This window comes from Celeribacter sp. SCSIO 80788 (genome assembly GCF_051054295.1).
Classification (GTDB): domain Bacteria; phylum Pseudomonadota; class Alphaproteobacteria; order Rhodobacterales; family Rhodobacteraceae; genus Celeribacter.
Genome location: NZ_CP150482.1, coordinates 442315 through 461324, shown reverse-complemented (window position 1 = coordinate 461324; position 19010 = coordinate 442315). Strand labels below are relative to the sequence as shown.

The window sequence follows — 19010 nt, the reverse complement described above, 5'->3', positions numbered from 1 at the left end:
AGATATGGCCCCCAAGATCACCCCCATCACCACCTCAGACACCCTGCCGAAACAGACGGCCGTGGCCATCATCGGCGGTGGTATCGTCGGGCTGTCTGCGGCCCTGACACTGGCCGAACGCGGCATTCCGGCGGTGGTGCTGGAAAAGGGGCACATCGCGGCGGAGCAGTCCTCGCGCAATCTCGGATGGGTGCGGAAAACCTCCCGCGCTGCCGCCGACATTCCCTTGGCGCAACAGGCGGATAGACTTTGGGCCGAGATGCCGCAACGCACGGGGCAGGATGTCGGCTATCGGCAAAACGGCATCATGTTCGTCGCGGGCTCCGACAAGGAGATGGAGATGTACCGGGGCTGGCATGAGAGCGTGCAGGGGCTCGACCTCGACAGCCGTTTGCTCAGTTCCTCCGAGATCGACCGCATGGTACCGGGCGGCACGGCGACGTGGAAAGGTGGGGTCTATACACCGTCTGACGGTTATGCCGAGCCGACACGGGCCAGCTCCGCGATTGCCAAGGCGGCGCAGGGCAAGGGCGTCACCATCGTCGAGAATTGCGCCGTGCGCACAATCGAGACCAAAGCCGGGTGCGTCAGCAGCGTGATCACAGAGCGCGGCGAGATCGCCTGCGATCAGGTCATTCTGGCGGGCGGTCTGTGGTCGCGGCGTTTCTTGGGCAACATGGGGATCGCCCTGCCCGTCCTGCCGCTCATTTGCTACGCGTTTCGTACCACGCCCATAGAGGGGGCGGGCGAGATCGCCGTCGGTGGCCCGGATTTCTCCTTTCGCAGACATGAGAGCGGCGGCTATGTCATCACGCACCGCGCCGCACTTGGGTCGCCCTTCGTATTGGATCACGCGCTGATCGGAATGAAATATCTGTCCACACTGAAACACACGGCGGGCATGATCCGACCCATTCTGGGAAAGCCGCTGATCGACGACCTGAAATTGCCCCGCCGCTGGAAAAGCAGCTCCGTCTCGCCTTTCGAGCGCGCCCGTGTGATGGACCCGCCTGCCAGTGACAAGATCAACGCTGAGGCTTTGAACAATATCCGCAAGGCCTGGCCCGCTTTCGAGCAGGCCGAGATCGCGGAAAGCTGGGCCGGAACCATGGACATCACGCCGGACAACAATCCGGTCATAGATCGGCTCGCCACTGTTCCGGGCCTCACGATTGCCACCGGCATGTCGGGACATGGCTTCGGCACGGGCCCCGCCGCTGGGCGGCTTGCAGCGGAGCTGGCGACCGGGGAGGTGCCCTGTGTCGACCCCTCGCCCTACCGCTTTGCCCGGCTGTAAGCCCGTGCCGAGGCGGCCCACGCCTCAGGTCTGATAATTCGCCAGAACCTCCCGCGCATCGACCAGCGCTTTCGACAGCGGGATTTTCGGATCGCTGATCAGGTCGAGATCGAGCGCCTGCCGCGAGCTCATGACCTTGCGCGCCTCGGCAATGTCGCGGGGATTGTCGATGGCGATGCAGCCGACAAGGGTCGCCCCCGACAGGAACAGACAGCTCTCCCCCTTCCCCGCACGGCGCAGGAACTGGGTCGCGCCTTCGGGACAGTCCCCAAGCATCTGCACCCGCGATTTGCCCTGCACACTCCAGAACCAGCGCGGTTCGGGTTTCTGGCGCGGCTGTGCCGTGAGCTGAGCCGCCACATTCTGGGCCGACTGGTTGGCATATTGCCAGCTCTCGCGCCGCATGCCGTCGGCACCGCGTGCGCAATCGCCGATGGCGTAAATCTTAGGATCGCCGGTCTGGTTCTGCGCGTCCACAACGATCCCATCGGCGCATTCAAGCCCGGCCTCACGGGCCAGACGGTCATGCGCCGTCATACCGATGGCTTCGATCACCAGATCGGGCATCAACCGGGTCTCACCGATCTGGATGCTGCCGTCTTCCCCGAAGCTCGGCACCTCACCGAGATGCAGAGTGACCCCCGCCTCCGTCTGGATCTCCGCGAGCCGTTCCGACAACCAGACCGGAGCCACACGGGCACAAAGCCGCGGCGCGGTTTCGATCAGATCGACCTTTGCACCGAAAGACCGCGCCGTCACCGCCGCCTCGGTGCCAAGCCAGCCACCGCCGATCACCACCACAGAGGCGGCGTCCGTCAGACGCGCCCGGATCGCATCGGCATCGTCGCGCGTACGGATGGCAAAGGCCTTCTGCGCCAGCGCCTCCGGCAGAGGCAGGCGACGCGCCTGACCGCCGGTGGCGAGGATGAGATGGTCATAACCGATCCAGCCCGCCGCCGTACGCACACGGCTGCCCACCCGGTCGATCTCAAGCACATCGCAGGACAGCCTGAGTGAAATGTCGAGCTCTTTGGCTTTCTCGGGATCGAGCGCCACCAGCGCATCGAATCCCACGGTTTCGGTCACATACCCCTTCGACAGCTCGGGGCGTTCATAGGGCGGATGGGCCTCGTTGCCGAGGATCTCGATTGCCCCCGCAAAACCAAATTCGCGCAGGGACACGGCCAAAGCCGCCCCCGCCTGCCCGGCACCGACGATCACAACGGTTTCCATGGATTTGTCCCTCTTCATATCGGCCATTCAGTGCTCTAAGGTATTGTTCAAGTGAAAGGAGAGATCAGTGTCTCAAAGTGCCAAAACCCAGACGAAACGCCGCCCGACGGGCCGCCACAAGGGCAGTCCGCTGAACGAGCAGGATTGGGTCCAGGAGGCGCTTCAAATTCTGGTCAACGAGAATGTCCGCGGCATCAAGATCGACACGCTCTGCGACAGGCTCGGGGTCACGAAAGGCAGTTTTTACTGGCATTTCAAGACCCGTAGCGAGTTGCTCGGCGCGATGCTGAGCCACTGGCGCAAGAAGATGACGCTGAACGTCATCCGCTCGATCTCCATCGCGGGCGACGATCCGCGTGCCCGTCTCACCAGCCTGTTCTCCCTGCCCCGGCGCAAGAACTCGCCCGCCTTCGCCCAGATCGAGACCTCGATCCGGGACTGGGCGCGACGGGTGGAGATTCCGCGTAAGGCGGTGGCCGAGGTCGACGAGATTCGTTTCGACTACATTTCGAAACTGTTTCGCGACATGGGCTATGCGCCCGAGGAGGCGCGCAAACGCGCCTACCTCGCTTATTGCCTGATCATGGGGGATTCCATCCTGCACAGCTCCCTCGACCCGATGAGTCAGGAAGAGTTCCTTGAGAAGGCGCTCGCGATGACTGCGGGTCTGCCGAAGGATCAGGCTTAGGTCCGACATTACGCCGTCTCTTTCGCTTTGATCATGTCGAGGGCGACATCGACGATCATGTCTTCCTGACCGCCCACCATCTTGCGTTTGCCAAGCTCGACGAGGATCGCACGGGTGTCGAGCCCGTACATATCGGCGGCGCGTTCGGCATGGCGCAGGAAGCTCGAATAGACCCCGGCATAGCCCAGCGTCATGGTCTCCCGGTCGACTCGAACCGGACGGTCCTGCATCGGGCGTACGAGGTCTTCGGCGGCGTCCTGAAGTTTGAACAGATCGCAGCCATGGCTCCAGCCATAGAGATCGGCGACGGCCACGAAAGCCTCCAGCGGCGTGTTGCCCGCACCCGCCCCCATGCCCGCAAGCGAGGCATCGACCCGGTAGGCACCATGCTCGACGGCGACCACGGAGTTGGCAACCGACAGAGACAGGTTTTCGTGCATATGCGCGCCGATCTCGGTGTCGGGGTTCAAAGCCGCCTTATATGCCTCGATCCGTGCAGAGACGTCCTTCATCGTCAGACGTCCGCCGGAATCGGTGCAATAGACGCAATCCGCGCCATAGCTTTCCATCATCTTCGCCTGTTCGGCGAGCTTTTCGGGCGAGTTCATATGGGACATCATCAGGAAACCCGAGACATCCATGCCCATCTCTTTTGCCGCCCGGATGTGCTGCGCAGCCACGTCAGCCTCGGTACAATGGGTTGCGACCCGCACGGATTGCACGCCCAGATCGCGAACGCGTTTCAGATCCTCGATGGTGCCGATGCCGGGCAGCAGAAGCGTCGTGAGCTTGGCGTGTTTGACCACTTTCGCAGCCTCGGAAATCCAGGCCTCATCGGTGCATTTGCCGAACCCGTAGTTGAAGGTCGAGCCGGTGATGCCGTCGCCATGGGCGACCTCGATGGCATCCACGCCCGCCTCGTCCAGCGCCTGCGCAATCGCGCGCACATGGCCCAGATCGTATTGGTGGCGCACGGCATGCATGCCGTCGCGGAGCGTCACATCCTGAATGTAAATCTTGGTCATGTCACGCGGCCTCCTTGACCCAATTGCGTTTGATGGCGAGGCGTTCGGCGGTGCGCAGAGCGGCGGACGTCATGATATCGAGATTGCCCGCATAGGCCGGCAGGTAATGCGCCGCCCCTTCGACTTCCAAAAACACCGTGACCTTCAGCCCGGTGAAATCGCCGCCCATCTCGGGGATGTGCAGCGGCGCGTTGTTGCCGACATGCTCGATCTGCACCTCTTGTTTGAGCCGATAGCCCGGCACATAGCTTTGCACCTCTTTCTCCATCTCGCGGATCGAGGCACGGATCGCGTCCTCGTCCGCCGTGTCGCAGAGGCAATAGACCGTGTCGCGCATGATCATCGGCGGTTCTGCCGGATTGAGGATGATGATCGCCTTGCCACGGGTTGCCCCGCCAACGGCCTCGATGGCGTGCGCGGTGGTTTCGGTGAACTCGTCGATATTGGCCCGCGTGCCGGGGCCTGCGGATTTCGAGGAGATCGAGGCGACAATCTCGCCGTAATGCACTTTCGAGACACGGTTGACGGCGGCGACCATCGGGATCGTCGCCTGCCCGCCGCAGGTCACCATGTTGACGTTCATTTCGGCCAGATGCGCGTCGATGTTGACGGAGGGCACCGTAAACGGGCCGATGGCGGCGGGCGTCAGATCGATCACCTGTTTGCCGTCGGCGATCAGAACCTCGGAATGGCGTTTGTGGGCGCCTGCGGAGGTCGCGTCGAACACGATACGAATATCGTCGTATTCCGGCAGGGCGCGCAGGCCCTCAAGCCCCTCATGCGTGGTCGCAACGCCCAGACGCTTGGCGCGGGCGAGACCGTCGGAGCTTGCGTCGATGCCGACCATGGCCCCCATCGCCAAGACGTCAGAGGTGCGCATGATCTTGATCATCAGGTCCGAGCCGATGTTGCCCGAGCCGATGATGGCGCATTTGATCTTTTCCATTGATTATTCTCCAAATCCTATGGCGGTTTCGCCAAATCCTTCGATCTCTGCGGTCAAGCGTGCGCCGGGGGTGGCCGCAACCATCGGACCCAAAGCGCCCGACAGAACCACGTCGCCCTCGCCCAGAGGCCGACCGGCCTTGGCCATGGTGCGCGCCAGCCACAACAATGCGTTCAACGGCGATCCGAGACAGGCACGGCCCACGCCTTCCGATACGACTTCATCGCCGGAGCGCATTTCCATGCGGCAGTTAAGCAGATCGGCGTCGGTCAATTTGCGCGCCGACGGGCCGAGTGTGAAAAACGCCGACGACGCGTTATCCGCTACGGTATCGACGAATTTGATGTCCCAGTTCGCGATCCGCGAGCCGACGATCTCGAACGACGGGACCACATATTCCACCGCCCGTATCGCCTCGGCCATGGTGCAATCGGGCATTGAGAGATCGCGCCCGATCACGAAGGCCAGCTCGGCCTCCGCCTTCCACTGCGCACCTTCGGACCAGGGCAGAACTGCGCCATGGGCCAGATCCATATCGGCGAACAACATGCCGTAATCCGGCTGATCGACGCCGAGCTGCGCCTGCACAGCCGGGTTCGTGAGCCCGATTTTGCGGCCCACAAGACGCCCACCAGCGGCAAGCCGCGCTTCGGTGTTGATCTCCTGAATGGCGTAGGCGTCTTCGCCCGTCATCACCCGGTCCCGGATGGCGGGGATCGGCGTGGCGCTGGCCTCTGCGGCGCGCAAAGCCTCTGCAATCTGTTGCAAACTCATGCCAGTTCCTTTGTTTTGGCGAAACGTGTGGCAAGGCTTTCGCCCGCCGCTTGGTAGCCTTTGGCCAGTTCATCGACGATCTCGGCCATGGGAGCGATCTTGTGGATCTGGCCCACGCCTTGCCCCGCGCTCCAGACGGTTTTCCACGCTTTCGCACCCGAATGCATATCCCCGGAAAAGTCGATCTTCGCCTCGGCTTTCATGTCATCGAGATCGAGCCCGGCGGCAGCCACAGAGGCCTTCATCCAGTTGCCCAAAGCGCCGGTGATGGCTTTGGACGCGATCAAATCCTCGATCCCGCTATCGATCACCATCTGGCGGTAACCGTCGCCGATCAGGCTCTCGGAGGCCCCCAGAAACCGGGTGCCGACATAGGCGAAATCCGCGCCGAGCATCTCGACCGCCAGCACGCCTTCGCCCGTGGAAATTCCGCCGCCGACCGCGATGGGACCGTCAAAGAACTGGCGCACCTCATCGAGGAACGGCGCCAGCGCGTAGGTGCCGGTATGACCGCCTGCACCTGCACAAACGAGCACCAGCCCGTCCGCGCCTTTCTCGATCGCCTTACGAGCGTAGGTCGGGCTGTTGACGTCCGCAAAGACCAACCCGCCATAGCCATGCACCACCTCGGTGACGCGATGCGGGCCACCCAGAGCTGTGATCACGATCTCGGGCCTGAACTCTTCCACAAGCGCAAGCTCGTCCTCGAACCGGCCATAGCTTGTGTGGGTGATCATGTTGAAGGCAAAGGGAAGTTTCTCCGCCCCCAAGGCCGCATGAATGGTTTCGAACCACACGCGCAGGTCGTCTATGCTGCGCCCGTTCGGGCCGGGGAATGCCCCCATGATGCCCGCGCGCGCTGCGGCGATCACCATGTCGGGGCCGGAGACCAGAAACATCGGCGCGGAAATCACCGGAAGACGCAGCCGCGCCTTCAGGGCCTCGATCTGTTGACGTGCTGTCATGTGGTTTTCCTCCTGCGCCGTCCGCGCACCTCGATGCCACCGTCGGAGCGGATGATTTCGGAGGTGACAAACCGGCTCTCTTCGCGCGAGGCGAGTGTCACATAGAGGCTGGCGTGATCTTCGGGTTCCGAGAGAAACCCGAGCGGCACATTGCGCGCCACCATGTCTTCGAAACCGTCGAGATCGGCGAGCGCGCGGGTGTCTCCCGGCAGGCCGCCAAGCCCCGTGCGCGTGCCGCCCGGCGCCACCGCGTTCACACGAATTTCGGGAGCCAACTCATAGGCAAGCTGTTTCACAGTCCCCACGAGCGCATGTTTCGAGCTGACGTAGAGCGCCCCGCCGCCACCCGCGAAAAAGGACGAGGACGACAGCGTGTAGACGATGCTGCCATGGCTTTCGCGCAGCGCATCGACCGCCGCGCGGGTGCCCAGAAGGTAGCCCAGCACGTTCACGTCGAAGAGCTGACGATAACGGTCCTCGATGTCGGCGCCTTCGATGCTCTCGAACGGGTCGGAGAAATCGTAGACGCCGGCGTTGGGCACCAGCACGTCGAGCTTGCCGAATTGGGTCACGGCCATCTCCACGGCCGCGACATTGTCGTCCCAGTTGCGCACGTCGCCGGTGACGCAGGCGGCTTTGTCGCCATGCATCGCCACCAGATCGTCGGCGTCACTGTCCGAGCGCACGAGCACGACACAGCGCGCCCCTTCCGCGATGAACCGGTCGACGACGGCGCGGCCAATGCCTTTGCCGCCGCCGGTGACCAGTGCGGAATATCCTTCGAGACGCCCCGCCATCAGAAGAACGTGTTCAGGTTTTTCGACAGAAGCACGTTCTGCACGATGAACACCCGACGGCGCAGCAGGCGATAGCCGCCATCGACCGCACGCAGCACGTCTTCGCGACGGCCATGGACGATGTCCTGATCCGCCTCGTTGCGGTTGCGCACGTTAGTGAAGGCGGAATGCACGGCAAAGAGCGTCGGATCCTCGGTGGCGTTCACCTCGATGTTGGAAATCTGGTGCAAATGCCGGGTCTGCGGGTTGTCGGCCCAGGCGGAGGGCTCGTTATAGCGTTTCACCCGGATTTCGAGTTCCTTCCAAGAGTCGTCGAAATAGGCCGCCTCGCCATAGGCGAACATGCCGCGCGGATCGTCGCGACGGCGCGTCTCCATGTCCGGCATCCAGTAATGAATGTCCGGATCGATGAAACGTTCGAGCCATTCCTGATAGCGCTCGGCATCGAGGAAACGGACCTCGGCATGGAGCCAGCGGGTGATCGCACGTTCGGTTTCCAGATCGACGGGGCTGTCGAGATCGGCGAAGGGTTTGGAAATATCGAGAAAATCGAGCATCAACGTCACTCCGCCGCCTTGTCCGCTTTCTGCGGCGGCGCGGTTTCGCCGTTTTGCAGATCGGTCCAGTTGTCATATTCCATGAATTCCGCCCACCGCGTGTAGAACAGGCGTTGGTTGGCGTCGTTCATCGAGCCTTTGTGGATATGCCCCGGCAGGTCGCGTTCGAGATCAGCGCTTTCCATGCCGAGCGCGTAGTGCAGCGGCTGCTGTTTGGTGACAAAGCCCTGATTGACGCGGGTGGAATATTCCCAGTTTTCGCCATCATCCATCTCGAACACACCGCCCGGCGAGAAGGTCATCATCACGCCCTTGCGGTACATTTCCTTGATGTGATCGGGGGCGTTCTTGTTCACCAGCGTCCAGACGACCAGCTCGATCTTGCCCGGCCCGCGCGGGTGCCAGACGCGGAAGGTGTTCTGCCCCGGCAGGAAAGAGAAGTTCGGGAACACGGTACAGGACGAAATCGCCCCGATGGCACGCGAACGAAGCTCACCCAGACGGTCTTTCGCGGTCTCGGACAGATCGTAAACGTAATCGACCAGCTCCGGATACCCCAGCGTGCGGGTGTTGCCGACCTTGTCGAGATTGGTCTCAATGCCGTGGCCATAGACAGACGCCTGAAACGCCAGTTCCTCGTAGCGCTTGCCGAGATCGACACCGCCGCCAAGGATCGCTTGCGCGCCCGACTGGTGCGTCCAGAAGGCATGGAGGATGTCGCCGACAAAGTTCTCCGCCGGGAATTTCCAGTTGCAGTCGATCTCCGACTTGATCGCGCCGCCGATGAATTCGGTGCCGCCCTCGTCATTGTCGAGCATGATGTCGAGGTAGAAGGTGAACGGCCCGAAGAAATCCAGAAGCGAGGGCGCGTTCGGATCGAAGGTGCCGAAAATCAGGCCCTTGTAGCTATCGACTTGGGCCACAGGCGTGAGGCCGATCTGGGCCTTTTCGAAGTTTTCGTCCTTCTCATAGACCTTGCCATCGGTGCCGCGCAGGCCGCCGTCGATGCCGAAAGACCAGCCGTGGTAATTGCAGATAAACCCGCGTGCCTTGGTGCCCGCATCGACCATGCAGACCCGGTTGCCCCGGTGCGGGCAGGAGTTGAGAAAGGCTTTGACCGTCTTGTCGCGCTGGCGCACGACGATGACGTCATCTTCGCCCATTGAAGTGCGGATGAAATCGCCCGGATTGGGAATCTGGCTCTCATGTGCCAGGAACAGCCACGACCGCGCAAAGATCTGTTGCAGCTCGGCCTGATAGACGCCTTCGTCCACAAAAACGCTGCGGTCCACCTGAGCGCGTTCGCGATCCACAAGCTTGGCGTAATTCGGGTAGCTGCCGGCCTTGGGATAGACCGGGGCCATGTTCGGGCGACCGGATTTGCCGCCGCTGCATCCATCGTTACACATGTTCGGGTCCTCCTGTGAGGGTGGCGAAAACCTTGCCGTCGCGGTCTTCGCATTTGAAGAAAGAGAGATTGGGGCAGCCGACGGGCGGGTTGTGCACCTTGCCGGTGTCCAGTTCGAATTCGGCGAAATGCACACCGCAGACCACACGGCCGTCTTCGAGCCAGCCTTCGGCGAGGCTCTCGTCGGCATGCGGGCAGCGGTCGGGGAAGACGTAGAGCTGGCCTTCATGACGTGCGATGGCGATGGCCGGGAAATCGGCCACATCGACGCGAAGAATTTCGCCTTCGCCGATGGCAGAGCTGTCGCAAAGTTCGATCATGCCGCGACCTCCAGTTCGGCAAAGCCCATGCCCGTGACCCAGCCTGCGACCGGCTCATAGCCGATCACGCGACCGCCCGCGGCGCGGGTGGCGGCCATCGCGCAGGCATAGGTGCGGATTTCCATCGCGCCGTTGCCGCCATCGTGCAGGATTTCTTCGTCGGTCAGCGCCAGCATGGCGTCCTTGTCGCCACGGGTGACGATGTCGAGCACCTTTTTGTCGAATTCCGGGTTCACCTCGCCCATGCGCTCGTCGCCCACGTGATGCGAAATGCCGCCGGAGCCGATCACCACCACACGCTCATTGCCCGGATAGCTCGCCACCGCATCGGCGATGTGTTCACCCAGATCCCAGGCGCGTTTCATCGGCAGGTACGGGTCCACACCGCAGGCCAGCATGACCGCGACGATGGGGATGTTCTTGCCGGTCGGTTCCAGCATCAGGTGGTTCGGCACGGCGACCGAGTGATCGACGTTGAGCGCGCGCCCCACGGTCCAGTCAAAGCCGGTCTCGCTGCCCACCTTGGCGATATGTGCGCCGAGCGGGCCATGCGAGGGCAGCGGCTTGCGTTTGAGACCCGGAAGCTGATCCACCGGACCTTCGATCTCGCCGGTGGAGATCACATAGGGCGGCAGGCATTCAGTACCGAAGAGTATGTAGTGGTCACACCCAATCACGATCGCGGCGTCGGCCTCAAGCTCCTTGATGCGGTCGGCCATGGCGGCATAGGCGGCATAGCAGGCGTCGGATTGCTCTTTCGAGGCACCTTCGGGGTTGAAATACATGACAGGGTTATGCGGGGCGACAAAGCCCCCGACGATGGTCGCCATAATTACGCCTCCTCGCGTTTCATGATTTTAAGATAATCGCGGTTCGATTTCCCGGCCTGAAGCCAGAAGCCCCAGGTCAGCATGGTGTTCACGCCCAGATCGGCCAGCTCGCGCACCTTGTAATTCAGGATCAGCGCGTGCTCGTCTTCGGCCAGTTGATAGCGGCTCAGATACTTCTCCGGGTCTTCGGCGAATTTCTTTTTATTCGCGCCCGAGGTGGAGAGATCGTAAAGGACCTTTTCAAGCGTGTTGCGGCTCATGCGTCACCTCCCAGGAAGTCTTTGACCAGTTTCAGAAATTCGGCCTCACGTTCGATCTGGACCCAGTGACCGCATTTGCCAAAGGAATGCAGGTCGGAGTTTTCGACCCATTGGTGCATGTCGAGCGCGCGCTCATACGGCACCACGCGGTCCTCACGACCGTGCAGGATCAGGGTTTTATGCGTGACCTTGCGCAGAAGCTTTTCGGGAATGCCGCGCACGATCGGATTGTCGCCGGTCGGCGGAGGCATGAGCTTGCGGAAAGCTTCGAGCGCGCCGTCACGGGTCGCGGCTTCAAAGCGGGCTTCGATCAGGTCCTCGGTGATGATGGTCTCATCATAGGGAAAATAGCTGATAGCACGGCGCATCGACGGCATGGTGCCATCGAACTCGCCCTGCGCGCGCAGACCCTCGGTGATCGGGAAATGCCCGCAAGGCGTGCCCAAAAGCACCAGCCGGTCGATCCGGTCCGGGTGGTTGATCGCGGTCATGAGACCCAGAGCGCCACCGAAGGAATTGCCGACGACGGAGATTTTCTCGATCTCCAGCGCATCGAGAATGCCGACGAAATGCTCGACCCAGAGCATGATGTTGTACTGCGTGTCAGCCTTGAGCTCGGTCGCCCCAAAGCCCGCGATGTCGGGCGCGATGATGTCGAAGCTTTCAGACAGCGGCGCGATGACCTTGCGCCAGTTGGCCCATGCCGACACCCCGGCCCCGGAGCCGTGCAGCAGCGCAACCGGCTTGCCCTCGCCTGCACGATACAGGTTGGTCTTGTGATCGGCGGCTGTCAGCGTAAGCGTTTGTACGTCTGTATCGAGCATATTGCCCTCCTATTTCAGCAAATACGGCAGCGTGAGCGAGATCGCGGGGACGAAGACGACGAGCAGAACCCGCGCCACATCCGCCACGATGAACGGCACCACGCCACGAAAGATGTCGGTGAGCTGCACATCGCGCAGCACCGCGTTGAGAATGAAAACATTGAGGCCGATGGGCGGCGTGATCAGGCTGATCTCGACGACGACCACCACAAGCACACCGAACCAGATCGGATCGAACCCCAAGGACACGATGAGCGGAAAGAACACCGGCACGGTCAAAAGCATCATGGAGATGCTTTCCAGCACACAGCCCAGCACCACATAGATCAGGATGATCAGGAAGATCACCAGAAGCGGCGGCACGGCCATGGCCTCGATCGTTCCCACAAGCGCCTGCGGCACACGGGCGACGTTGACGAGATTGGCGAACAGGAAGCTGCCGATCAGGATCATCATCAGGGACACGGTGGTGGAGATGCCGTCCGCGAGCGAGGTCTTGAGCATCTGGAACGTCAGCCGCCCGCGCAGAGCGGCGATCAAAAGAGCGCCAAACGCGCCGATCCCGGCACTTTCCGTAGGCGAAAACAACCCGCCGTAGATGCCGCCCATGACAATGCCAAAGAGTAAGATCACAGACCACACGCCGGTCAGCGCCTTGACGCGTTCGGACCAGGTCGGCTTTTCGCCCGCAGGTCCGGCTTTGGGATCGCGCAGCACGGTCCAGAACACAGCACCTGCATAAAGGAACATCCCCATGATGCCCGGCACAATGCCCGCCATAAACAGCGCGCCGATGTCGGTTTCGGTCATGATGCCATAGAACACCAGTGCGATGGAGGGCGGGATCAGGATGCCGAGCGTACCGCCCGCCGCGATGGAGCCGGTCGCCAAGGGCGTGTTGTAGCCGTAGCGCTTCATCTGCGGATAGGCGATGCGCGACATGGTGGCCGCCGTCGCCAGAGACGAACCGGACACCGCGCCAAACCCGCCGCACGCCACGATGGTCGACAGCGCCAACCCCCCGCGCAGATGCCCGACGAGGGCGTAACAGGCGCGAAACAGTTCCTCGGCGATGCCGGAATGCGCGATGAAAGCGCCCATGACGATGAACAGTGGGATGACCGCGAATTCATAGGTCAAAACGGTTTCGGAGGCGATGATGCCGACCTGCGAAAACGCCGCCGTCCAGCCTTGGAATGCCGCAAGCCCAACAAGGCCGACAAGCCCCGTCGCCACCGCAATCGGTGTGCGCAGGAACAAAAGCACCATGAGGGCGAGAAATGCCAAACCGATGATCATTTCAGGTCCTCTTTGCGGGCTTGGAGTTTTGGGATGACGGCGAGAGCCGTGCTCAGCGCTGCCAAAGCGGCGAAACCGGCGTAGACCGCGAGCGGCAGCCATTTTTCGAGCGGCAGGAAGAGGAAGGTCTCATGCCAGCGCTGCATCTGGACGGCCTGACGGGCCACGTAGAGCGCAACGATGGTGAAAAAGACGACTTCCAAAAGCCAGACCCCGCCCGCACGGATGCGATCAAAGCGCGGGAAGCGCCTCAGAAACCCTTCGATCAAGTCGATCCGGATGTGATCGCGGGTCCAGTTCATGCCGATAAGACCGGCATAGACCGAGACGCCCAGAAGCAACCCGACCAACTCGTAAGCAAAGCCCAGAGGGCTCGCGAACACCACCCGGCCGATGACATCGACCGCAGTGATCACGACGAGCCCCACAAGGGCCACTTCCGCAAGAATGCGGAAGGGCCACTGGGCATATTTCATGAGATCATGCGGGTGCATTACTGGCTCAGCCCTTCGATCTCGGTGTTGTAAAAGGCCACAGCCGCCTCAGCGTCGATGCCGAGCCCGGTCGCGGTCTCTTTCCACGCATCCAGTTCCCCGGAGAAGGCTTCCGCGATCTCGGCCATGAAGGCATCGGAGGCGGTCATGTAGTTTTCGCCCAGACGCTCCTTGAACATCTCGCCCGCAGCGATGTCATTGGACTGCCACAGCCCGCCCATGGTCTCAGACAGCACCTCGCCCGAGATTTCCATGATCGCGGCCTGATCCTCGGCGCTGATCTTGTCCCATTTGCCCTTGTTCATGATGACAAAAGCGGAGTTGGAGAAAATCCCGCCCGGCACGCGGGTCACGCCATGCACGTCTTCGTCGACCTTGAACCCGGTGATCAGCTCGTCGGAGATCACCGTGCCGTCCACGATCCCGCGTGACAGCATTTCACGCAGTTCGGTGAGCGATCCGGAGACCGGCACGACGCCCTGTTCTTGGAGCACGCGGCCCACGACCGGGGTCGGCACGCGCATCTTCTTGCCCTTGAGATCGGCCATCGAAGTCACCGGCGCCTTGCGCATGGAGATATTGCCGCCCGCCGTGACATGCATGGCAAGCGTCACGACGTCGCTCTGCATACCGGTCGGTTCGAAATATTCCTTCCACAGACGCCAATAGGCCTTGGACGAAATACCCGCATCTTCCGTGATGAACGGCAGTTCGACCATTTCGGTCAGCGGGAACACTCCCGGCGTATAGCCATGCGGACCCCATGCGATGTCGGCCACGCCGTCGATCACGGCCTGATAGTTGCGGTTCGGCGGCGCCAAGGGCTTGGCGGAGGCCTGAACCTTCACCCGACCTTCGGTCACCTCTTCGATCTGCTCGAACCATTTATAAAGCCCGTCGGCCTGCGACCAATGCCCGCTCGGGAACCACTGGTTGTAGTTGAGAACCAAAGCGTCCTCAGCCAGCGCGGGCATGCCCGCCACGGTCAGGGCAACGGCGCCCAACATGCCCTTGAGAACGGGTCGGCGTTTCATCTGTGCAGTCATGTCTGTGTTTCCTCCCTTTGAACACAGGTGGGTATCGAAACCGGTCAGGCGCTCACCGCCTCCTGCGATGCGCGAGCACGGGCTTTCAAAGCCATGCGGTCCACTTTTCCGGCGGGCGTCAGCGGCAGGGCGTCGAGAAATTCTACCCGGCCCGGCAGCTTGTATTTGACGAGGAACTGTTTGCTCTCTTCGCAAAGCCCGTCCTGATCGATCTCAAAGCCATCGCGCAGTGTCACATAGGCGACGACGATCTCTCCGGACCGCTCATCGGGTGCGCCGACCACGCAGACGCCTGCAACCGAGGGATGCGACATGATCGCCTCCTCCACTTCGCGCGGGAACACGTTGAAACCCTTGTGAATGATCACATCCTTCTTGCGATCCGTGATGGTCAGGAACCCCTCTTCGTCAATCACGCCAATGTCGCCGGTGTGCACCCAGCCGTCGCGCAGAACGAGCTCCGTTTCTTCCGGGTTGTTGCAATAGCCCGGCATGATATGCGGGCCGCGCACGCGGATTTCACCCGCCTCGCCGCGGGGCAGCGACCGCGTCCCGGTTTCCAGATCGACGATGTCGACTTCAGTGTCCGGCACCGGCTTGCCAGCAGCCCCGGCGCGGTGTCCCAGCTCTTCGGTGTTCACCGCAATCGGCGCCACCTCGGTCATGCCGTAGCCCTCAAAGATCGTCAGCCCGGTCAGGGCTTTCCAACGGCGATGTACCTCGACCGGATAGGCCGCACCGCCGCCCGGACAGACCCGAAGCGAGCTCAGATCGCGTTTGTCGAGATCCGGGTCGGCCATCATCGCCTGATAGATCGCGGGCGGGCCACCGCCCAGCACGGTCACCTTCTCGTTCTCGATCAGATCGAGCACATCGGCGGGATGGAACCGTTCCGGCACAATCGAGGAACCGCCCGATTGCAGCGGCAGGCAGATGCCCGCGAGAAAGCCGTAGATATGGCTGTAGGGCGCGATCGGCAGGAAGACTTCCGCGGGGCGCAGGGGCCAGCCCCATTGCATGCGCGCGCCCGCCTCGACCAGTTTGCGATGGGTGTAGAGAATGCGCTTCGGCACACCCGTGGTGCCGCCTGAGAACAGGTAGGTGGCCGGCTCGTCGCCCTGACCGCAGGCGCTTTCCCGTGCGCTGTCGGTTGCGATCCACGCCGCGATCAGCGCCTGATCGACGACAATCGCCTGTTCGTTGAATTCGAGCACATGATCCGAAAACACCATTTCCGGCATCAGGGTGTTCATCAAAATCGCGCCCGATTTCCGCGGCATCGCCGCGTTCAACAGCGCCGGGCGCGCACCCGAAAACAGTACTCCAAGGTATGTTATGAAGAAATTTGAGCCGTTGCTCATGAACATGGCAACGTCCTTGCCGTGCAGGCGATCTCCGTAGGTTTCGGAAAAGCCTTTGACGGCCTTCTCGGCTTCCCCCCAGGTCAACCTGATTTGTTTATCCGTGATAAACAGGCGATCCGGGTGCGTAATTGCGCCGTTTTGAAAAATTTCCACAAGGCTTCCGGCTGGCAGGGAACCCTGCCAGTCAAGCAAATCAAGCGATGTCATGTGCGTTCCTCCCGCTATGAGAGAAGACCATACACAGGGATTCGATTCCGTCAATACTCTAAAGTACTGTTAATTGTCCGAAGCCCCCTCCCTGTTCGCCTTGACGGGAAGAGATGCGCAGAACCTCAACTGCCCCGCGCCCATGGAAGTGCCTTGGAGCGCTCAGAATCTCGGCGCGATCACCGAAAAACATTCAAAACACAGCATGGACAGAGTTTTGCGGCCCTTCAGGACACGCCCCTCGTAGGCTGGAAAGCCCACGGCACGCGAAGACGGGGAAGGCAGCCAAATGAAAGCGCCGGAGAAGAGGTGGGACTTCTTGAAACGCACCAGGCCCCCAAGGAGCACATCGCGCGGCAGACCAATTCAAGATGGTGCAGGAGAAAGGATAATTCTCGAACCGAAACTGGCCTCAAGTAGCGCTCCGCGCGGTAGGCCTATTAAAAATGGTGCGGGTGGAGGGACTTGAACCCCCACGCCTTGCGGCGCCAGAACCTAAATCTGGTGCGTCTACCAATTTCGCCACACCCGCGTTGGCGCGCTGATAGCAAAAGTGCAACATAAGGAAAAGGGCCAATCGCCCGCATAAAGGCCAGCCAAGAAAATCCTGTCCGTTAACACAAAATTACCATATTCTCGGGACCATATGAGGCAGAGACATTCAGAGGCCCTGACATGACCTATAAAGGCAGCGGGCACGATCACGAGCATGACGACGGGCGCAATCCGTCGAAACGGCTCCGCGTGCGTGGCATTTTACCCAATGACGACAAGGGCTTGCCCCTTGGCACCAAGGTGATGACCGCCGATGGCATCCTGCCGGTCGAGTTTCTCGAACCCGGAGACCGGGTGATCACGCGGTCGGGCATGCGGACCCTTTTGGGCATCGACACCCCCGCACCGAAGCGGTTCAAGCTGAGCTTCGAGCGTGAGGAAATCATCTATGCCGACGGGCTTATGGTGATGAGCGAGACGGGAATGCCCTTCGCCGCCTGATTGTTGTGCAGTCCGAGCGATGTAAAAAGCCGCCCCTTCGAGGCGGCTTTTGTTTTGAGTATTTTCCGCAGCAAAGGAAACCAAAAGTCAGAGCCCCAGCGCCCGGAAGACCTTTGGCAATTCTTCGGGCAGGTCCTCAGCGATCAGGCCGGGACCGAAGCTGCGGGCCGCTTCGACATGGAGCCAGGCGGCGGTTTCCGCAGCATGATGTGGGGCAAGCCCGCGCGCCATGAGGCCGGTGATCAGCCCCGCAATGACATCGCCGGAGCCAGCGGTCGCGAGCCATGGCGCGGCGCGATCGTAGACGGCGGCATTGATCGAACAGCGCCCGTTCGGCGAAGCGATCACCGTATCGGGGCCTTTGAACAGCACGGTACAGCCCGCGCGTTTGGCGGCCTCGCGCGTAGCATCCACTTTACTATAGGCAGGGCCTTTGGAGGGGCGCTCCGCGAGTTTGGCGGCGAGGTCAGGAAAGAGGCGTTTGAACTCGCCCGCGTGGGGCGTGAGGACGCAGTTTTCATGCAGGTCGGCAAAGCCGGTTTCGCTTTCCGAAAGCGCCGTGAGCGCATCGGCATCGAGCACGGTGGCACGTTTGGCGGCAAGCGCATAGGGCAGGAACTCCCCTGCCCGTTCGACGCCAAAACCGGGACCGATGCAGAGCGCGTTGAGGCGTTTGTCGGTCAGGACGCGGGTTAGAATTTCCGGCGTATCGATTTCGGTCAGCATGATGGCGGTGATCTGTGCGGCGACTTCTGTGACGGCCTCATGCGGGGTGCCGAGGGTGACGAGGCCCGCCCCCACACGGAGGGCGGCACGGGCAGAGAGACGCGCGGCACCGGTTTTCCCGGAGAGACCGGAGAGGATCAGGGGGTGGCCGTGAATGTATTTGTGTGAGTCACCGTCTTTATCAAACCAAGCATTATGGATAGTCCCAACGGCTTTAACCGGAGAATCGAGCTTTGCTGGGCTGCCTTTTGACAGGCCAATATCCACTACGACAAGCTTTCCACACTTTTGAGGACCTTCACCGAGATAATGCCCGAGTTTTGCGCGGTGAAAACTCACAGTGAGATGCGCTGTTGCCGAAGCACGCCACCAATGTTCCTCGATCTCGAAGTCTCGACCACTGTCCGCGCAGAGGCCACTGGGGATGTCGACCGCCACGATGGCCGGCCTCCCGAGGGGATGGTTCGGCTCAACGGCAAAACAATCGACCATGTCCTCCATATTCCAGAATAGTTCACCAAGCTCGGGCGCGGCGCGCGTCAGCCCAGTGCCGAACAGTGCGTCAACCACAAGGCTACAGGCCCAAGTCTTACGCTCAGAGTAAGACGTAAAAGGCAGTACCTCCCCCAACTCCCCCCACCGCTCATAATTCACCTTCGCATCGGGCGGCAGCTTGTCGGGATCGCCGTAGAGAAACACCTCCACCTCCCAGCCACGTTGCTTCAACAGGCGCGCAATCACGAACCCATCGCCGCCGTTGTTGCCGGGGCCGCAGAGGACAACGGCTTTATACGAAGAGAGCGCCAGTTCCGGCCATTCCTCGAAAACCGCCGCGACGACTCCCGCGCCCGCGCGCTCCATCAGCTCCAGCCCGGTGACCTCCCCGCTGTCGATGGCCGCCTTCTCAACGGCGCGCATTTGTGCACTGGTCAGCAATTCTGCCATGTTTTGCCT

General features: G+C 61.6%; 20 protein-coding genes and 1 tRNA gene. 3 read left to right on the top strand and 18 right to left on the bottom strand.

What is annotated here, in order from left to right; all coding sequences use genetic code 11:
* The first annotated feature begins 4 nt into the window (after window positions 1-4).
* Window positions 5-1297 (top strand): NAD(P)/FAD-dependent oxidoreductase, encoded by a 1293-nt coding sequence (locus V1471_RS02510; protein WP_434286727.1) that lies wholly within the window; start codon window positions 5-7, stop codon window positions 1295-1297.
* A gap of 24 nt (window positions 1298-1321) precedes the next feature.
* Here V1471_RS02510 and V1471_RS02505 read toward each other — a convergent pair whose 3' ends face one another.
* Window positions 1322-2557, bottom strand: coding sequence for an NAD(P)/FAD-dependent oxidoreductase (locus V1471_RS02505; RefSeq protein WP_434286726.1), 1236 nt, complete (start codon window positions 2555-2557; stop codon window positions 1322-1324).
* Window positions 2558-2597: 40 nt separating this feature from the next.
* Between V1471_RS02505 and V1471_RS02500 the strand changes: the two genes are divergently transcribed.
* Complete coding sequence (locus V1471_RS02500) at window positions 2598-3218, top strand: TetR/AcrR family transcriptional regulator (protein ID WP_434286725.1); 621 nt, start codon at window positions 2598-2600, stop codon at window positions 3216-3218.
* A gap of 8 nt (window positions 3219-3226) precedes the next feature.
* On the opposite strand, the gene dmpG is transcribed toward V1471_RS02500, so the two are convergent.
* The 16 genes from dmpG to V1471_RS02420 form a co-directional block, all read right to left on the bottom strand.
* Window positions 3227-4243, bottom strand: coding sequence for a 4-hydroxy-2-oxovalerate aldolase (gene dmpG / locus V1471_RS02495; protein ID WP_434286724.1), 1017 nt, complete (start codon window positions 4241-4243; stop codon window positions 3227-3229).
* Window position 4244: 1 nt separating this feature from the next.
* A complete protein-coding gene (locus tag V1471_RS02490) occupies window positions 4245-5189 on the bottom strand; it encodes an acetaldehyde dehydrogenase (acetylating) (RefSeq protein WP_434286723.1) in 945 nt (314 codons plus the stop codon).
* A gap of 3 nt (window positions 5190-5192) precedes the next feature.
* Window positions 5193-5963 carry a 2-keto-4-pentenoate hydratase gene (locus tag V1471_RS02485; protein WP_434286721.1) on the bottom strand — a complete coding sequence of 257 codons (771 nt, stop codon included), beginning with the start codon at window positions 5961-5963 and terminating at the stop codon, window positions 5193-5195.
* Window positions 5960-6928, bottom strand: a complete 969-nt coding sequence (locus tag V1471_RS02480; RefSeq protein ID WP_434286720.1) for an NAD(P)H-dependent flavin oxidoreductase — start codon at window positions 6926-6928, stop codon at window positions 5960-5962. The genes V1471_RS02485 and V1471_RS02480 overlap by 4 nt, the downstream gene beginning before the upstream one ends.
* Window positions 6925-7725: an SDR family NAD(P)-dependent oxidoreductase gene (locus V1471_RS02475; protein WP_434286719.1), complete on the bottom strand. Its 801-nt coding sequence runs from the start codon at window positions 7723-7725 to the stop codon at window positions 6925-6927. Before V1471_RS02475 ends, V1471_RS02480 begins: the two co-directional genes overlap by 4 nt.
* Window positions 7725-8282 (bottom strand): 3-phenylpropionate/cinnamic acid dioxygenase subunit beta, encoded by a 558-nt coding sequence (locus tag V1471_RS02470; RefSeq protein WP_434286718.1) that lies wholly within the window; start codon window positions 8280-8282, stop codon window positions 7725-7727. The genes V1471_RS02475 and V1471_RS02470 overlap by 1 nt, the downstream gene beginning before the upstream one ends.
* 5 nt (window positions 8283-8287) lie before the next feature.
* Window positions 8288-9691 (bottom strand): aromatic ring-hydroxylating oxygenase subunit alpha, encoded by a 1404-nt coding sequence (locus V1471_RS02465; RefSeq protein ID WP_434286717.1) that lies wholly within the window; start codon window positions 9689-9691, stop codon window positions 8288-8290.
* Complete coding sequence (locus tag V1471_RS02460; protein WP_434286716.1) at window positions 9684-10010, bottom strand: Rieske (2Fe-2S) protein; 327 nt, start codon at window positions 10008-10010, stop codon at window positions 9684-9686. The genes V1471_RS02465 and V1471_RS02460 overlap by 8 nt, the downstream gene beginning before the upstream one ends.
* Entirely contained in the window at window positions 10007-10840 is an 834-nt protein-coding gene (locus V1471_RS02455; RefSeq protein WP_434286715.1) for a hypothetical protein, read from the bottom strand. The genes V1471_RS02460 and V1471_RS02455 overlap by 4 nt, the downstream gene beginning before the upstream one ends.
* A 2-nt stretch (window positions 10841-10842) precedes the next feature.
* Window positions 10843-11100, bottom strand: coding sequence for a hypothetical protein (locus V1471_RS02450; RefSeq protein WP_434286714.1), 258 nt, complete (start codon window positions 11098-11100; stop codon window positions 10843-10845).
* On the bottom strand, window positions 11097-11924 hold the full coding sequence (locus tag V1471_RS02445; protein WP_434286713.1) for an alpha/beta fold hydrolase: 828 nt from the start codon (window positions 11922-11924) through the stop codon (window positions 11097-11099). Before V1471_RS02445 ends, V1471_RS02450 begins: the two co-directional genes overlap by 4 nt.
* 9 nt (window positions 11925-11933) lie before the next feature.
* Entirely contained in the window at window positions 11934-13223 is a 1290-nt protein-coding gene (locus V1471_RS02440; protein WP_434286711.1) for a TRAP transporter large permease, read from the bottom strand.
* Window positions 13220-13717 carry a TRAP transporter small permease gene (locus V1471_RS02435; RefSeq protein WP_434286710.1) on the bottom strand — a complete coding sequence of 166 codons (498 nt, stop codon included), beginning with the start codon at window positions 13715-13717 and terminating at the stop codon, window positions 13220-13222. Before V1471_RS02435 ends, V1471_RS02440 begins: the two co-directional genes overlap by 4 nt.
* Window positions 13717-14763, bottom strand: a complete 1047-nt coding sequence (locus V1471_RS02430) for a TRAP transporter substrate-binding protein (RefSeq protein ID WP_434286709.1) — start codon at window positions 14761-14763, stop codon at window positions 13717-13719. Before V1471_RS02430 ends, V1471_RS02435 begins: the two co-directional genes overlap by 1 nt.
* Before the next feature lie 44 nt (window positions 14764-14807).
* The gene (locus tag V1471_RS02425) at window positions 14808-16334 is read right to left on the bottom strand and encodes a class I adenylate-forming enzyme family protein (protein ID WP_434286708.1); all 1527 of its coding nucleotides are present in this window, start codon (window positions 16332-16334) and stop codon (window positions 14808-14810) included.
* Between the two features lie 447 nt (window positions 16335-16781).
* Window positions 16782-16866: transfer RNA gene (locus V1471_RS02420), tRNA-Leu, on the bottom strand.
* A gap of 143 nt (window positions 16867-17009) precedes the next feature.
* Here V1471_RS02420 and V1471_RS02415 point away from each other — a divergent pair.
* Window positions 17010-17330 (top strand): hypothetical protein, encoded by a 321-nt coding sequence (locus V1471_RS02415; protein WP_434286707.1) that lies wholly within the window; start codon window positions 17010-17012, stop codon window positions 17328-17330.
* 87 nt (window positions 17331-17417) lie between these two features.
* Here V1471_RS02415 and V1471_RS02410 read toward each other — a convergent pair whose 3' ends face one another.
* Complete coding sequence (locus V1471_RS02410) at window positions 17418-19001, bottom strand: NAD(P)H-hydrate dehydratase (protein ID WP_434286706.1); 1584 nt, start codon at window positions 18999-19001, stop codon at window positions 17418-17420.
* Window positions 19002-19010 lie beyond the last annotated feature (9 nt).

Bases quoted from the DNA above. Each gene is read 5' to 3' on its own strand.
- V1471_RS02410 (WP_434286706.1), bottom strand. From the start codon at position 19,001: ATGGCAGAATTGCTGACCAGTGCACAAATGCGCGCCGTTGAGAAGGCG.
- V1471_RS02435 (WP_434286710.1), bottom strand. From the start codon at position 13,717: ATGCACCCGCATGATCTCATGAAATATGCCCAGTGGCCCTTCCGCATT.
- V1471_RS02450 (WP_434286714.1), bottom strand. From the start codon at position 11,100: ATGAGCCGCAACACGCTTGAAAAGGTCCTTTACGATCTCTCCACCTCG.
- V1471_RS02455 (WP_434286715.1), bottom strand. From the start codon at position 10,840: ATGGCGACCATCGTCGGGGGCTTTGTCGCCCCGCATAACCCTGTCATG.
- V1471_RS02465 (WP_434286717.1), bottom strand. From the start codon at position 9,691: ATGTGTAACGATGGATGCAGCGGCGGCAAATCCGGTCGCCCGAACATG.
- V1471_RS02510 (WP_434286727.1), top strand. From the start codon at position 5: ATGGCCCCCAAGATCACCCCCATCACCACCTCAGACACCCTGCCGAAA.
- V1471_RS02415 (WP_434286707.1), top strand. From the start codon at position 17,010: ATGACCTATAAAGGCAGCGGGCACGATCACGAGCATGACGACGGGCGC.
- V1471_RS02475 (WP_434286719.1), bottom strand. From the start codon at position 7,725: ATGGCGGGGCGTCTCGAAGGATATTCCGCACTGGTCACCGGCGGCGGC.
- V1471_RS02430 (WP_434286709.1), bottom strand. From the start codon at position 14,763: ATGACTGCACAGATGAAACGCCGACCCGTTCTCAAGGGCATGTTGGGC.
- dmpG (WP_434286724.1), bottom strand. From the start codon at position 4,243: ATGACCAAGATTTACATTCAGGATGTGACGCTCCGCGACGGCATGCAT.
- V1471_RS02490 (WP_434286723.1), bottom strand. From the start codon at position 5,189: ATGGAAAAGATCAAATGCGCCATCATCGGCTCGGGCAACATCGGCTCG.
- V1471_RS02505 (WP_434286726.1), bottom strand. From the start codon at position 2,557: ATGGCCGATATGAAGAGGGACAAATCCATGGAAACCGTTGTGATCGTC.
- V1471_RS02485 (WP_434286721.1), bottom strand. From the start codon at position 5,963: ATGAGTTTGCAACAGATTGCAGAGGCTTTGCGCGCCGCAGAGGCCAGC.
- V1471_RS02470 (WP_434286718.1), bottom strand. From the start codon at position 8,282: ATGCTCGATTTTCTCGATATTTCCAAACCCTTCGCCGATCTCGACAGC.
- V1471_RS02445 (WP_434286713.1), bottom strand. From the start codon at position 11,924: ATGCTCGATACAGACGTACAAACGCTTACGCTGACAGCCGCCGATCAC.
- V1471_RS02425 (WP_434286708.1), bottom strand. From the start codon at position 16,334: ATGACATCGCTTGATTTGCTTGACTGGCAGGGTTCCCTGCCAGCCGGA.
- V1471_RS02460 (WP_434286716.1), bottom strand. From the start codon at position 10,010: ATGATCGAACTTTGCGACAGCTCTGCCATCGGCGAAGGCGAAATTCTT.
- V1471_RS02480 (WP_434286720.1), bottom strand. From the start codon at position 6,928: ATGACAGCACGTCAACAGATCGAGGCCCTGAAGGCGCGGCTGCGTCTT.
- V1471_RS02440 (WP_434286711.1), bottom strand. From the start codon at position 13,223: ATGATCATCGGTTTGGCATTTCTCGCCCTCATGGTGCTTTTGTTCCTG.